At 40.0% G+C, this 13,480-nt stretch carries 14 protein-coding genes; 4 read left to right on the forward strand and 10 right to left on the reverse strand.

Annotated features, from left to right (window positions below):
- Nucleotides 1-9 precede the first annotated feature (9 nt).
- The 5 genes from T375_RS10795 to T375_RS10815 form a co-directional block, all read right to left on the reverse strand.
- Nucleotides 10-1,524: a sodium/proline symporter gene (locus T375_RS10795; protein ID WP_044938281.1), complete on the reverse strand. Its 1,515-nt coding sequence runs from the start codon at nt 1,522-1,524 to the stop codon at nt 10-12.
- Between the two features lie 11 nt (nt 1,525-1,535).
- Nucleotides 1,536-2,288 (reverse strand): amino acid ABC transporter ATP-binding protein, encoded by a 753-nt coding sequence (locus tag T375_RS10800; RefSeq protein WP_044938284.1) that lies wholly within the window; start codon nt 2,286-2,288, stop codon nt 1,536-1,538.
- A gap of 12 nt (nt 2,289-2,300) precedes the next feature.
- Nucleotides 2,301-2,957 (reverse strand): amino acid ABC transporter permease, encoded by a 657-nt coding sequence (locus T375_RS10805; protein WP_044938287.1) that lies wholly within the window; start codon nt 2,955-2,957, stop codon nt 2,301-2,303.
- Between the two features lie 30 nt (nt 2,958-2,987).
- The gene (locus T375_RS10810; RefSeq protein ID WP_044938290.1) at nt 2,988-3,830 is read right to left on the reverse strand and encodes a transporter substrate-binding domain-containing protein; all 843 of its coding nucleotides are present in this window, start codon (nt 3,828-3,830) and stop codon (nt 2,988-2,990) included.
- A gap of 88 nt (nt 3,831-3,918) precedes the next feature.
- Entirely contained in the window at nt 3,919-5,202 is a 1,284-nt protein-coding gene (locus T375_RS10815) for an aminotransferase-like domain-containing protein (protein ID WP_044938293.1), read from the reverse strand.
- A 123-nt stretch (nt 5,203-5,325) separates the two neighbouring features.
- Between T375_RS10815 and T375_RS10820 the strand changes: the two genes are divergently transcribed.
- Nucleotides 5,326-5,895 (forward strand): ECF transporter S component, encoded by a 570-nt coding sequence (locus T375_RS10820; RefSeq protein ID WP_044938296.1) that lies wholly within the window; start codon nt 5,326-5,328, stop codon nt 5,893-5,895.
- Between the two features lie 23 nt (nt 5,896-5,918).
- Here the strand turns inward: T375_RS10820 and aspS are convergent, their stop codons facing one another.
- The 3 genes from aspS to T375_RS10835 form a co-directional block, all read right to left on the reverse strand.
- Entirely contained in the window at nt 5,919-7,682 is a 1,764-nt protein-coding gene (gene aspS / locus T375_RS10825; protein WP_044938299.1) for an aspartate--tRNA ligase, read from the reverse strand.
- Nucleotides 7,683-7,790: 108 nt separating this feature from the next.
- Nucleotides 7,791-8,252 carry a Fur family transcriptional regulator gene (locus tag T375_RS10830; protein ID WP_044938301.1) on the reverse strand — a complete coding sequence of 154 codons (462 nt, stop codon included), beginning with the start codon at nt 8,250-8,252 and terminating at the stop codon, nt 7,791-7,793.
- A gap of 57 nt (nt 8,253-8,309) precedes the next feature.
- Nucleotides 8,310-8,690 carry a metal-dependent transcriptional regulator gene (locus T375_RS10835; RefSeq protein WP_033154541.1) on the reverse strand — a complete coding sequence of 127 codons (381 nt, stop codon included), beginning with the start codon at nt 8,688-8,690 and terminating at the stop codon, nt 8,310-8,312.
- A gap of 265 nt (nt 8,691-8,955) precedes the next feature.
- On the opposite strand from T375_RS10835, the gene T375_RS10840 reads away from it, so the two are divergent.
- The 3 genes from T375_RS10840 to T375_RS10850 are packed head-to-tail and all read left to right on the forward strand — an operon-like array spanning nt 8,956 to nt 10,877.
- A complete protein-coding gene (locus T375_RS10840; protein ID WP_044938304.1) occupies nt 8,956-9,393 on the forward strand; it encodes a TFIIB-type zinc ribbon-containing protein in 438 nt (145 codons plus the stop codon).
- 14 nt (nt 9,394-9,407) lie between these two features.
- Entirely contained in the window at nt 9,408-10,253 is an 846-nt protein-coding gene (locus tag T375_RS10845; RefSeq protein WP_044938307.1) for a DUF5685 family protein, read from the forward strand.
- Nucleotides 10,254-10,877, forward strand: a complete 624-nt coding sequence (locus tag T375_RS10850; protein ID WP_044938310.1) for a J domain-containing protein — start codon at nt 10,254-10,256, stop codon at nt 10,875-10,877.
- 129 nt (nt 10,878-11,006) lie between these two features.
- Here the strand turns inward: T375_RS10850 and T375_RS10855 are convergent, their stop codons facing one another.
- Both T375_RS10855 and T375_RS10860 read right to left on the reverse strand, forming a co-directional pair.
- A complete protein-coding gene (locus T375_RS10855) occupies nt 11,007-12,989 on the reverse strand; it encodes a methyl-accepting chemotaxis protein (RefSeq protein ID WP_044938313.1) in 1,983 nt (660 codons plus the stop codon).
- Nucleotides 12,990-13,133: 144 nt separating this feature from the next.
- The gene (locus tag T375_RS10860) at nt 13,134-13,478 is read right to left on the reverse strand and encodes a hydrogenase maturation nickel metallochaperone HypA (RefSeq protein WP_033154545.1); all 345 of its coding nucleotides are present in this window, start codon (nt 13,476-13,478) and stop codon (nt 13,134-13,136) included.
- Nucleotides 13,479-13,480: the final 2 nt, after the last annotated feature.

Below are 13,480 nucleotides of genomic sequence, written 5' to 3' on the forward strand. Positions count from 1 at the left end.
GTAAAATATCTACTTTATAGATTCGAACTCGGCCACTATCTCGCGTTCTGGAGCTGGTGTAAGCAAGCTTACCACTACGCAAAGCACAAGGGCTACGATGAAGCCTGGAAGTAATTCGTAAATTCCAAACACTCCACCAAGTGGTTTAATTAAGAACTTCCAAACGAATATCATTACACCGCCGCCAATCATTCCTGCGATGGCGCCATATCTATTTGCTCTCTTCCAAAACAGTGCTAAAAGCATTATTGGTCCAAAAGCTGCACCAAATCCTGCCCATGCAAATGAAACGATTCCAAATACGGAGCTGTTAGGGTCTCTAGCAATGATTACACCTACAACCGCAATAGCAATAAGAACTATTCTTGCCATTACCATCTGCATATGTTCTGAAAGCTCGATTCCAAAAGTCTCATGTAAGATGTTTTCTGATACAGATGATGAGGCTGCAAGCATCTGCGAATCACATGTAGACATTGTACATGCCAAGATTCCTGCTAAGATAACACCAGCTAAAAGAGATGCTAAAAATCCATGCTCAGCCAATGTCTGTGCAATGATAACAATCGCTCTCTCTGGATCTTCAAGCTCTGGAAGGGCACCTGCGTGCACCATTGTTCTAGTCATAACACCAATAAAGATTGCTACCCCCATTGCGATGAATACCCAAACAGTAGAAATTCGACGGCTAAGCTTAATCTTTTCTGGATCTTCGATTGCCATAAATCTAAGAAGGATATGTGGCATTCCAAAATATCCCAATCCCCATGCCATAGTAGAAATGATTGTAATCAATCCACCATAAGACACACGGCTGCTTGCTTCAAAATCATGTGTAGCAAGAAGGCTGATATAACCATCCAATGATAATGAATAATCCTGAACAGTAGCTACTCCTCCTACAGTTGATAAACCAAAACAAACAACTGCAATAAGAGCTATTGTCATAATGATTGACTGAATAAAGTCTGTAACTGATGCTGCTGTAAATCCACCAGTAGCTGTGTATCCAATAATTACTGCTGCTGATACAAGCATTGCAATTGTGTAATCAAGCCCAAACAAAGATGAGAAAAGCTTGCCGCATGCAGCAAATCCCGAACCTACATAAGGTACAAAGAATACTACAATGATAAGTGACGATGCCACCATTAAGATGTGGCTTTTATCTCTGAATCTGTGTTCAAAGAAATCCGGTATTGTAACCGAATTGTTTTTCTCAGAATATTTGCGAAGTCTTTTTGCAACAATTAACCAGTTAACATATGTTCCAATTCCAAGGCCAAGCGCTGTCCAGAACACATCACAAATACCTGACGCATAAGCGATTCCAGGAAGACCCATCAAAAGCCATGAGGACATATCTGATGCTTCAGCACTCATTGCTGTAACAAAAGGTCCAAGCTTTCTACCACCTAAATAATAATCGCCAATAGTCTGATTGTCCTTTGCAAAAGTGGCACCCATAATAAGCAATGCCGCAAGGTACACTACAATTGCAATAACTATTCCTAGTGTTGCCATTCTATTCTCCTCTACTTAAGATAATTTGATAAGAACTGTCTAGTTCTTTCCTCCCCTGGATTGTCGATAACCTGAGCCGGAGTTCCCTGCTCAGCTATCACTCCGCCATCCATGAAAATAATTTCATCTGATACTTCTCTGGCAAAACCGATTTCGTGTGTAACGATAATCATGGTTGTGTGATTGTCAGCAAGCTCTCTAATAACCTTTAGTACTTCCCCTGTAAGCTCCGGGTCAAGAGCTGATGTAGGTTCGTCAAAGCAAAGGATGTCAGGTTTGAGGGCAAGGGCACGTGCTATTGCCACTCTTTGCTGCTGACCGCCAGATAACTGGTGCGGATAGTTATCCATTCTATCCGAAAGTCCCATTTTATTCAAAAGAATTTTTCCCTCTTCCAAAATTTCAGCCTGACTTTTGCCATTGTTTTCAAGCTTTGGAGCCAAAATAACATTTTCCAGCGCTGTATACTGAGGGAACAGATTGAACTGCTGGAATACCATTCCGAAGTGCAGTCTCTTTTCTCTTAAATTCTCATTTTTTCCTGGTTTATTGTTGCCATCAAAAAGAAGATTTCCATTAACAGTAATTGTTCCTGAATCTGGAGTTTCAAGGAAGTTTAAGCATCTAAGTAAGGTTGTCTTACCACTTCCAGAGCTTCCAAGAATAGAAAGAGTCTGCCCCTTTTCCATATCAAAGCTAATGCCCTTTAGGATTTCTTCTCTATCAAAGCTTTTTCTAATATCTTTAACTTCTAATATCGCCATAGTTCACATCCATTATTTAAAGTAGTCTAATTTCTTTTCTATGTAGCCAAAAAGTAATGTAAGCAATCCGCTGAATATCAAATAGAATACGCCAGTGTAGAAAAGTGGCCAAATGATTCCAGCACTCTTTATAAATCTCTCGCCTTCCCAAATAATCTCATAAAATGCGATAACTCTGGCAAGAGATGTATCCTTTACAAGGGTGATAACTTCGTTTGAGATAGGTGGAACAATTCTCTTTACAACCTGAAGAAGTATGATTCTGAAGAAGGTTTGCTGTCTTGTAAGTCCAAGCACTGCGGCAGCTTCATACTGTCCCTTTGGAATAGATTGGATTCCTCCACGGAAGATTTCACTGAAATAGCATGCATAATTGATTACAAAGGCAACAAGCGCCGCTGTGAATCTGCCTGAATCCCCTGAACCCCACAAATTTACGCCAAAGAATATGCCAGGGCCGTAAAAAATAATCAGCAGCTGTAACATAAGCGGAGTACCTCGAACCACCCATATGATAAATCTTATAGGCATTCTCACTACAGAGGTCCTGCTCATGGAACCAAAGCTAATTATCAGCCCCAGTGGTAAAGAGAATAATAAAGTTAGTGAAAAAAGCTTTAGGGTTCCGAAGAACCCCTCTAAAAGCGATATTGTAACCGTTGAAAACATGTTGTTAATAATCCTTTTTATAATTTTCGATTACTGCTCTACAACGGCATCCTGTACACCGTATGTTTCAGCAATTTCTGTCATTGTGCCATCTGCATAGAGAGCCTTGAACTGGTCGTTAATATATGAAGCTAAATCAGAACCCTTTCTGCAGCCAACACCATACTCCTCTGTTGTAAGCTCTACAGTGTGTGTAAGGTCAGGATAGCTTGTTCCCTCTCCAACCATTGCACCTGCCATAAGAAGATCGATGATGCAAGCATCAGATGTGCCAGCAGCAACTTCCATAACTGCATCTGCCTGAGATTTTACAGCTACATAATCGAAGCCATTGTCTGTAGCAGCTGCCTCTCCAGCAGAACCTGACTCAACAGCAAAGCTAAGTTCCTTTGCTTCATCTACAGATGTTACAGCATCAGCCTTGTCAGCATTTACAACTATAACCTGAGCATTATTGCAGTATGCATTTGTTGTCTCCATTGCGTTTGTAACCTCTGGAGTAAGTGTCATACCATTCCATACAACATCAATTGATTTGTTTTCAAGCTCAAGGATTTTGTTGTCCCAATCGATTTCTACAAACTCTACATCTACGCCAAGGCTATCGGCTACTGCCTTTGCCATATCAGCATCAAAGCCAATCCAATCACCATTATCGTCCTTGTAATCCATAGGAGCAAAATCTGTGATACCAACGATAAGCTTCCCCTTCTCCTGAATGTAAGCTACATCGCTTTCAGCTGACTCAGTTGATTCAGTTGCTTCTGCTGTATCAGATGTATTCTCTGTTTGGCTTGTCTGGTCCGCTCCACATGCAACAACCCCCATAGCCATTGTTAATGTCATAATAGTAGCCAATAATCTCTTCTTCATATAATCCGCCTCCTAAAATTATGTTCAACGCACTTTAGTGTGATAAATCACTAAACTATCTTATACTTTAGTACATTATCATACTAAACTATTTTTGTAAACTATCATTTAATTTCTGGATAGCGTTATTAATATTTTCAGACTCAATTTTACTGCAGGAAATCAACATAGTTGCTGCGTTTTCAGAGGCTTCCAGTATATTGACTGCAACTTGTGAGTTTTCTATTTGGGCAAGAATATTGTCTCCTTTTAGTTTCACTGCCATTTCCATTCCACTTTCCCCCATAATAATTTCTGCATTATCAGAGAAGTGTTTTTGAAGCGCTTCATACATCAGATTTCTTTTATCATCGTATAGACGTTTTATCTTTTTAATATGTCTATCCAGATGCCCATCTCTTAAAAACTGAGCCAATGCAATCTGCTCAGCTTTTGAAGCAGTCTGATTATACAAACCTCTTATCTGAAGGTATTCCTTTCTGGCTTTTTTAGGAAGAATCAAAAAACTTATTCTTACGCTAGGCAGCAATACTCTTGAAAAAGATCCTAAGAAAGCAACATTCTCGCCACCAGTCATAGCATAAAGACTAGGCGTAGGTTTGCTAGAATAAACAAATTCATTTTGATAATCATCCTCTATAAGAAGGTGGTTGTTTTTTGTCACATGCTCCGCCAGCTCTCTACGTCGTTTCATAGGCATTACATCACCCCATTTTGTCATATAGGATGGGGTAACATAAATAACATGACTATCTTTATCTCTAAAATTGACAGCGAAACCTGCGCTTTTAAACAGAATAGCTCCATCCATAAAATCCTTCGTAGGAAAAGATATAGTTTTTTCCCCAGGGATCAGAGGAATCAGAATCTGTAAAAGGTTTTGGAAGCCAGCTCCAATCACAACATCATCTGCGCTACATATAATATTTCTATTCTTTCTGACATAGGCAGCTATCTCCTGACGTAAATCGTACTCACCTTGATTATCCGCATAGGACAGAAGTCTATCCTCCTGCCTTAGAGCAGATTTCATATATCTCCTCCATAGATTCAAGCAGGATACTGTTTTGTCCTCTCCTATGGTGGCTAAATCATATTCATAAAGCTTAGCACCAGTTTTTACAACCTGCTCATCTTGATTCTCTGATGCATTATTGTTTTCCAACATATCAGAAACAAAATAGCCCACTTTTTCAACAGAATAAATATATCCGTCGGCGGCCAACTGTAAAAACCCGGTCTCAATAGAAGTACGACTAACACCAAGAATCTTTTCCGAAGTCCTTATAGACGGCATTTTATCGCCAGGTTTTAAGGCTCCCTCTTTCATTTGATTAATGTAATATTCACATACCTTTTCGTATACTTTCATATCTGTCCCCTAAAAAATAGTTATTTTTGCGTATTTTTGTGATGTCAGTTTGGTGATATTATAGCTCCAACATAACAAATGAGAAAGTACTTTTTCACAGGATTAATTAATGGGAGGACAAACATGAGTAACACAGCAACAAAAACAACCGAAAACACTTCAAAGCGTACACGCACCTTGATAACAGCCGCATTATTTGCCGCTCTCACCTGTGTGGGTACAATGATTATAAAAATCCCAACACCTACCATGGGATACATTCATCCAGGCGATGGATTCGTATTGCTATCAGGTCTTCTGTTGGGACCAATATGGGGAACTCTTGCAGCCGGAATCGGCTCTGCATTATCAGATTTAATTGGAGGCTATTTTGTTTATGTACCAGCCACCTTTATTATAAAAGCTTTAACAGCCTTGACTGCCTATCTGGTTTTTAAATTGCTCAAGAAGGTGCTTAGTACAAAAACAGAATTGCCCCAATTAATTGTAAGTGGAATAATCGGGGAACTTGTTATGGTATTTGGTTATTTTATATTTGAAATTTTTATGCTTGCAATAGCAAACGGAACGGATTTGCAAGCTGGTGTAATCGCCTCACTGGCTGGCATCATACCAAACCTTATCCAAGCTCTATTTGGTGTGGTAATCGCCACTGTGCTATATCCATTCATAAAAAAATTGGCTGCCAATTAGGCAGCCAATTTTTTATCTAAATATTAATTTTCTTTAGGCATTACGATTGCGATGTGTACATCGTCAAGCTGCTTCTGATCTACAGTAGCAGGTGCATCCATCATAATATCCTGTGCATTCTTATTCATTGGGAATGGAATGATTTCACGGATAGATTCCTCACCAGCGATAAGCATAATCATACGATCAACACCAGGAGCAATTCCTCCGTGTGGTGGTGCACCATAAGTAAATGCGTTGTACATAGCAGGGAACTTAGCCTTAACATCTTCCTCACCAAGACCAACAAGCTTGAATGCTTCAATCATGATTTCTGGATCATGGTTTCTGATAGCACCTGAAGAAAGCTCTACACCGTTACATACTAAGTCGTACTGGTATGCAAGGATATCAAGTGGCTCCTGTGTCTGAAGAGCTTCCTTGCCACCCTGTGGCATTGAGAATGGGTTGTGGCAGAACTCAAGCTCTCCTGACTCCTCGCCGATTTCGTACATTGGGAAATCAACAATCCAGCAGAACTCGTATGTATCCTTCTTCATGTGGCCCTCAGCAGCTGCGCCGAGAAGCTTTCTGAATACACCAGCTGTCTTCTGAGCTGTAAGAAGGTTTCCTGCAGCAAGACCAACGAAATCACCAGGCTTAAGACCAAGCTTATCAATAACAGCCTGCTTTCTCTCCTGAAGGAACTTTGCGATACCACCAACAAGCTCTCCGTTATCATCGAGCTTGAACCAGTATGTCTTCTGAGCTGTAGCAACCTCTACCTCAGCGATCATAGCATCAATCTGCTTACGTGTAGCGTTGAGACCATCAACAACGATAGCCTTAACAACATTGCCCTCGAATGGACCAAATCCACAATCTGCCATAACATCTGTAGCATCCTGAAGAACAAGGTCGATACGAAGATCTGGCTTATCTGAACCGTATTTATCCATAGCCTCAAGATAAGGGATACGAACGAATGGTGCTGTAGAAGCGCTCTTGTATACACCGTACTTGGCAAAGATTGGAGGAAGTACATCCTCTACTACTGCGAATACGTCTTCCTGAGAAGCAAATGCCATCTCCATATCGAGCTGGTAGAACTCTCCTGGAGAACGGTCTGCACGAGCATCCTCATCACGGAAGCATGGTGCAATCTGGAAATATCTATCGAAACCAGATGCCATAAGGATCTGCTTAAACTGCTGTGGTGCCTGTGGAAGTGCATAGAACTTGCCAGGGTGATTACGTGCTGGTACAAGGTAATCACGTGCTCCCTCAGGTGATGAGCATGTAAGGATTGGAGTTGTAATCTCCATGAAATCGTGAGCGATCATTGCGCTACGAAGCTCTGCAACGATTTTGCTACGAAGAATAATCTTGCTCTTAACCTCTGGGTTACGAAGATCAAGATAACGATACTTAAGACGTGTATTTTCATCAGCTTCCTTTGAACGGTTAATCTCGAATGGAAGCTCATTGTGGTCACACTTACCAAGAATTTTTATATCTGTAGGAACAACCTCAATCTCGCCAGTAGGGAGCTCTGTGTTCTTTGAAGAACGCTCACGAACAGTACCTGTTACAGAGATTGTAGACTCCTTGTTTACAGAATCGATGATAGCCATCATGTCTTCTGTCTCTACTACTACCTGTGTAGTGCCGTAAAAATCACGAAGAATAAGGAAACCAAGATTCTTCGAAACCTTTCTAATGTTTTCAAACCAACCAACTAAAGTAACTTCTTTTCCTGCATCTGCAAGGCGAAGCTCGTTACAGTTGTGTGTACGTGACTGAGTCATTGTGTATCTCCTCTTCTAAATTTGACATAACTAAAGGCCGTCAGTACACTGACAGCCTTTTAATAATACATCAGAATAACTATAAATTCAACCATTTGAGGGTATCAACTACATGGCCAAACGAGAAATTTTCTGGCCACTGATACGTCCCTTAGCCTTGAGCCCTTCGTATAGTAAATCCTTAAGTTCTTCTCTTCCAATAACGATTTTAGAATCATCATCCAATGTAACTACAACATTGGTTTCACATACAGGACAACTACCACCTGGACATGAGTCATCACAATCTGCATCCTCGCAAAGATGTCCACAGTTGCTGCAATCGACCTGATACATGTTTTTACGATTGATTACGCCGATTTCCTCAAGGGTATTCACCATACGATAAACAGTGGCACTACCGATATTTTTATCCTTTTTAACTGCTTCCCTATATATTTCCTTAACACATGATGGATCACCATTTAAAATGATGTCCAAGATTGTTAATCTCTGTTTTGTGATTCGACAGCCTGATTCTCTAAGCTGCTGAATGATAATGTCACGCTGTTCTTTTTCCATAATGTCCATTTTGATACCCCTTGTATAAAACTAAGAAAAACCCAGCCCTGTTTTAGGGCTGGAGTATTATTTCAAAATATTTTTTTCTGCGTAATCCTTGATTGCCTTGAAGCTCTCTTTGCTGAGAACATGCTCAATTCTGCATGCGTCCTCTGATGCGATTTCTTCATCTACACCAAGCTTTACAAGGACATCTGTAAAGAACTCGTGACGTTCAAGAATCATCTCTGCAATAGCCTTGCCTTCATCTGTGAGGTATATGTAACCTGCATCTGTAACTGTGATGTGATTCTTTTCACGAAGATTCTTCATAGCAATGCTGACTGATGATTTTTTGAAGTTCAATTCATTAGCAACATCTACCGAGCGAACAACTGGTAATTTCTTGCTGAGCATAAGTATAGTCTCAAGATAATTTTCTGCTGATTCGTTAACAAAAGTTCTCAAAACAACTCCTCCTAAACTAAATGGATTTTGAAATAAAATTTCAGTTGCACACAATCCACTTCACATAAACCTTATCATAAAACTTACCTCAGTGCAACTTATTAAACTAAAGTTAGTTTACACTAACCATTATATTATTTCAAGTATTCTAAATCAAATCTTAAACTTTTATTAAATACTTTTCCAAACTGTTGACGAACCCTATTTTAACAGTTAAAGTGCAACTAAACAACAACGGATTTACATCCGATATGAGGAGGCCACAATGAACGATTTCAGATATAAAATGGCACAATTTTTCTCAGGTAGAACAGGTGTAGATGCACTTGGCAGAACAGTCACATGGATTGCTCTCATACTTATGCTTCTCACAATGATTACAGGTTCTAATATTTTCTATCTGATTGCAATGGCCTGCCTCGTATACAGTGTTTGGCGCATGCTTTCAAAGAACTATCAAAAGCGTTATTACGAGAATCAAAAGTTCCTTGAAAAAACAGCAGGAATCCGAAGAAAGTTTTCTGGCTTTCCTTATAAAGCAAAAACATTCTTCTCTCGCACAAAGGCAAACTATGAGCAGCGTAAGGTATATGCAATTTTCAAATGCCCAAACTGCAAACAAAAGCTTCGTGCCCCAAGAGGCAGAGGCAAAATACAAGTAACATGTAGTAAATGTCGCACTCAATTTATTAAAAGGGTATAGATAAGGTATCGATTTTGTTTGGATATATAAATGCTGATATAAAGCAGCTTTCAGAGGATGACAAAAAAATATATCAACAATTCTACTGTGGATTGTGTCATCAGCTTGGCAAGGAAGCCGGTTTCAAGGGCCAACTCTTGCTCAACTACGACCTTTGCTTTTTAGCTATACTTCTGCAAAGTCTGTACGAGCCTGATCTCAGTCAGGACACACGTCGTTGCATAATCCATCCATTCAAGGTCAGAGATTTCTATAACAGCGACGCCATAAGATATGCTGCAGATATGGACATTATCCTCTCATATCACAGTCTTATGGATAATTATAAAGATGATAATTCTAAAATTTCAAAGCTGGCAGCTGATAGTCTAAACAAGGACTACAATCGCATAAAGGATAAATATCCAAAGCAAACTGCTGCTGTTGAAAAATATATAGCGCAGCTTTCAGCTGCTGAAAAAGCCCGCGAAGCCAACATTGATAAGGTTTCCAGCTACACAGGCGAAATGCTTGGTACGCTTATGAATTGGAAGGATGACGATTGGAGTTGTACCCTTAACTGTATGGGCTTTCATATGGGCAAGTTCATTTATATCATTGATGCCTACGAAGATTTAAAGAAGGATGAAAAAAATGGTAACTACAACCCTCTTTCATTTATGAAAAAGGAATCACCAAAGGAATTCGAAACCTTCGTGAGAATCAATCTCACATCTCTCATGGCAGAATGTGCAAAATCCTTTGAACGATTGCCAATAGTGGAGAATGCAGATATTCTTAGAAACATTATCTACACAGGTGTATGGACCAAATACGAGTACCTGCAGATAAAGAAAAACACTCCAAAGGAGAAACCATAAATGCTCAATCCTTACAGCGTTTTAGGTGTCGAAAGAGGCGCCTCAGATGAGGAAATAAAAAAAGCATACAGAAATCTCAGCAGAAAATATCATCCTGATGCCAATATCAATAATCCTAACAAGGCACAGGCAGAAGAAAAATTCAAAGAGATTCAGGCAGCTTACAACCAGATAATGGATGAAAGACAAAATGGAAGCTACTCTAACAGCTACAGTGACAACTACTCTTACGGATATGACTCCTACGGTAGTCAGGGCGCTGGCTCAGTAGAGATGCAGGCAGCTGCCAACTATATCAACGCCAGACAGTTTGCCGCCGCAATGAATGTGCTTTACAGCATTCCTGACAGTGGCCGAAATGGGCAGTGGTATTTCTTCGCTTCAGTTGCATCTCAGGGACTTGGCAATTTAAACGATGCTAGAGAATACATTTCCAGAGCCATCGCACTAGAGCCAAGCAACTTTAGATATAGACAGTTTGAGCAAAGCATCAACTTCAGCAGAGGTTGGTATGAAAACAGAAGTGCCAGCTACGGCTACTACAGACCATATTCCGGTGTAGCCAGATGGTGTATTAGCATGGCTTTCTTAAACTTAATTTGCAACCTATGTTGCTTCTTTTAATTAGTTAATTACTTGGTCATTCGGACCGTTCATATATTTTCTCCCTTCAAATGCATGTCGGTTGATGTGCAAAAGAAAAGAACCTTGGGCTTCAGCCACCCAAAGGTTCTTTTTCCTTTTTATCCATCTTTATTTGAAGAACTGCATTTCTTCATTCAACTTCACTGCAATTTCCTTAAGATTAACTGCAGAATCAGCAAGTGTACTTACTGTAGCTGAAAGCTCTTCTACTGATGCACCTGTTGTTTCAGATGCTGCTGCATTCTCCTCTGAAATAGCTGAAAGTGAATGCATTGCATTTGATACCAGTGAATTTGAATTTACACAGATATCTGCTTCCTCTGAAATTCTAGTAACGCTCTTAACTGTTTCTTCAATATCCTGGAGCATTCCCTGAACAGATTCAAATGTAGATGCCAATGCCTTCTGCTGTTCAGCATTTCCTTCCATTACAAGAGATGCAGCATTAACTGCCTGCTCAGCCTCCTGTAAAAGTGCATCCATCTCTGTTCGAATTTCTGAAGCAAGGCTATCAGAATCGTCTGCCAGCTGTCTGATTTCCTCAGCAACAACTGCGAAGCCCTTGCCCATCTCTCCTGCTCTTGCAGCCTCAATTGAAGCATTGAGAGAAAGAAGGTTGGTCTGAGATGCGATTCCTGAAATACCTTCTACGCGCTCATTAATATTAGATACAGCATTCTGAGTTGATGAAATTCTAGAAGAAATCTCATCAATCTTAGATGTCATGTCACTACTTGTATTCTGTAAGATATCAAGGGAAGCTGTAGATGCTTCAGATGCGGCCTTCATTCTCTTAGCAAGCTCTGTCATCTCTACTGTAGAATCCTGAACGCTGCCAACTGCATCTGTGATCTGATTTGTTCCCTCTGCTGCAGACTGAATATCTTCTGACTGCTGCACTGCTCCGCCTGCAATATGCTGTACTGAATTTGCAACTGTCTCTGTGGTGCCTGCAATCTGATTTGCCATATCTGCCAGTTCATCTGAATGCTCGGCAACCTCACTTGATGAATTCTTGATATGTCCAACAATAGTAGAAAGCTTATCTATCAAGCTGTTTGTATTATTAATCATCTCTCCAAATTCATCTGTTCGATTGGTGTATTTATCTACTTTTACAAAGTATCCTTCTTCAAGCTCTGCAATAGTCTTGTTTACCTCAATGATAGGCTTTGTAAATGTTACTGCCTGAAGATATGCGAGAACACCTGCTAAGAATAACAGTACCAAGCCTACAACAATAGTTGTGGCAGCTGAAAGTCTTGCTATTCTTGTTACATCAGAGATAGGACGTGCGTCGCAAATAATGTAACCTGTTACAGGCTCTCTTACATATGAAACATATGTAGGCTCGCCACTTGCGTTGCTGACATATGTGTCACTTTCAAGATTATCAGTCATATATGGAGATGATGAAAATACTGTAGGTTCATCATCAACGCTAATGTCATAATCAGCATGAGCTGCCAAAGTACCTTCAAAATCTACAAGGAAGGCTTCCTCACCATCTTCACCTAAAATAGCTCTGAATGTGCTTAAATCGTAGCTTCTATGAAGTGTACCTATTACTGTACTGCCATCTGTATCAAATACAGGAACGGCTATGATTATGATACGTGAATTGGTAGATGCGCTGACTACAACTGCAGATGCTGTTGTTTCTCCTGCCATAGCACCTTTCCAGTAGGCTCTTTCTGATACATCAGCAAGATTGCCATCATCACTTCTAAGGGCCATCATTCCTGCTGCGTTTGATAATACAATTGCATTACCATCATCAAAATGAGCATTTATAGCGTCCATTTGATGATGAACTTCAGCAGATGAATTTCCTGTCTTTAAGAAATCCACCGTAGATGGTGATGCTGCTAATGTTTGCATAGCAAGCTCTGTCTCGGAAAAAATCTTATTAATTTCACCCTCTAAAAACCATGCTGACCAGGCCAAAGTTTCTTGAGCCTCTTTTTTAGCACTGGTAGTAGTTCTGTAGTAGTTAATACTTGTTGCGGCTATCAGTGGCAATGCTGCAAGCACTACCATTGTCAGGATAAGCTTTCCCTTTACACTAGAAAGAATGCCTTTCTTTTTCATATACGCCTCCAAAAAAAATACACCATTGACAGTTACTCATTCTCCCTAGAATAAACGGCATAGACCTAATGTTAATTCTAGCATCATAAGAAACTGCAATAGTGTATTTTCTATGTAGATATTAATTCAACATTGTGAATTATTTTAGTCAGCTATAACCTCTTTGAGGATAACCTCGTTTCCTGTAACAAGATAAGTGTTGCCACTGCCACAATGTGGACATGTTTTGCCGTAAGCAACTGTCTCATACTCTTGTTTACAATCCTCGCAGAAAGTCACTGCCTTAATAGTTTCGCAAGTAAGCTTGCTGCCATCAAGTCTTGGATACTTTTTAGCATTCCAAGCCCAGCAATCAATAAGATAGTCCGGAATAACTGTAGATACCTCACCAATCGAAAGAACTACTTCACTGATGTGATCTGCATTATTCTCCTGAGCAACTTCCTCAACCTGTTTCGCCACATGAAACACAATACCTAATTCATGCATAA

It is taken from the genome of Pseudobutyrivibrio sp. LB2011 (assembly GCF_000701765.1).
GTDB lineage: Bacteria > Bacillota > Clostridia > Lachnospirales > Lachnospiraceae > Pseudobutyrivibrio > Pseudobutyrivibrio ruminis.

Excerpts from the sequence above, each read along its gene's own strand:
- T375_RS10840 (WP_044938304.1), top strand. The coding sequence starts at position 8,956 with ATGAACGATTTCAGATATAAAATGGCACAATTTTTCTCAGGTAGAACA.
- T375_RS10820 (WP_044938296.1), top strand. The coding sequence starts at position 5,326 with ATGAGTAACACAGCAACAAAAACAACCGAAAACACTTCAAAGCGTACA.
- T375_RS10810 (WP_044938290.1), bottom strand. The coding sequence starts at position 3,830 with ATGAAGAAGAGATTATTGGCTACTATTATGACATTAACAATGGCTATG.
- T375_RS10800 (WP_044938284.1), bottom strand. The coding sequence starts at position 2,288 with ATGGCGATATTAGAAGTTAAAGATATTAGAAAAAGCTTTGATAGAGAA.
- aspS (WP_044938299.1), bottom strand. The coding sequence starts at position 7,682 with ATGACTCAGTCACGTACACACAACTGTAACGAGCTTCGCCTTGCAGAT.
- T375_RS10855 (WP_044938313.1), bottom strand. The coding sequence starts at position 12,989 with ATGAAAAAGAAAGGCATTCTTTCTAGTGTAAAGGGAAAGCTTATCCTG.
- T375_RS10805 (WP_044938287.1), bottom strand. The coding sequence starts at position 2,957 with ATGTTTTCAACGGTTACAATATCGCTTTTAGAGGGGTTCTTCGGAACC.
- T375_RS10830 (WP_044938301.1), bottom strand. The coding sequence starts at position 8,252 with ATGGACATTATGGAAAAAGAACAGCGTGACATTATCATTCAGCAGCTT.
- T375_RS10795 (WP_044938281.1), bottom strand. The coding sequence starts at position 1,524 with ATGGCAACACTAGGAATAGTTATTGCAATTGTAGTGTACCTTGCGGCA.
- T375_RS10850 (WP_044938310.1), top strand. The coding sequence starts at position 10,254 with ATGCTCAATCCTTACAGCGTTTTAGGTGTCGAAAGAGGCGCCTCAGAT.
- T375_RS10815 (WP_044938293.1), bottom strand. The coding sequence starts at position 5,202 with ATGAAAGTATACGAAAAGGTATGTGAATATTACATTAATCAAATGAAA.
- T375_RS10860 (WP_033154545.1), bottom strand. The coding sequence starts at position 13,478 with ATGCATGAATTAGGTATTGTGTTTCATGTGGCGAAACAGGTTGAGGAA.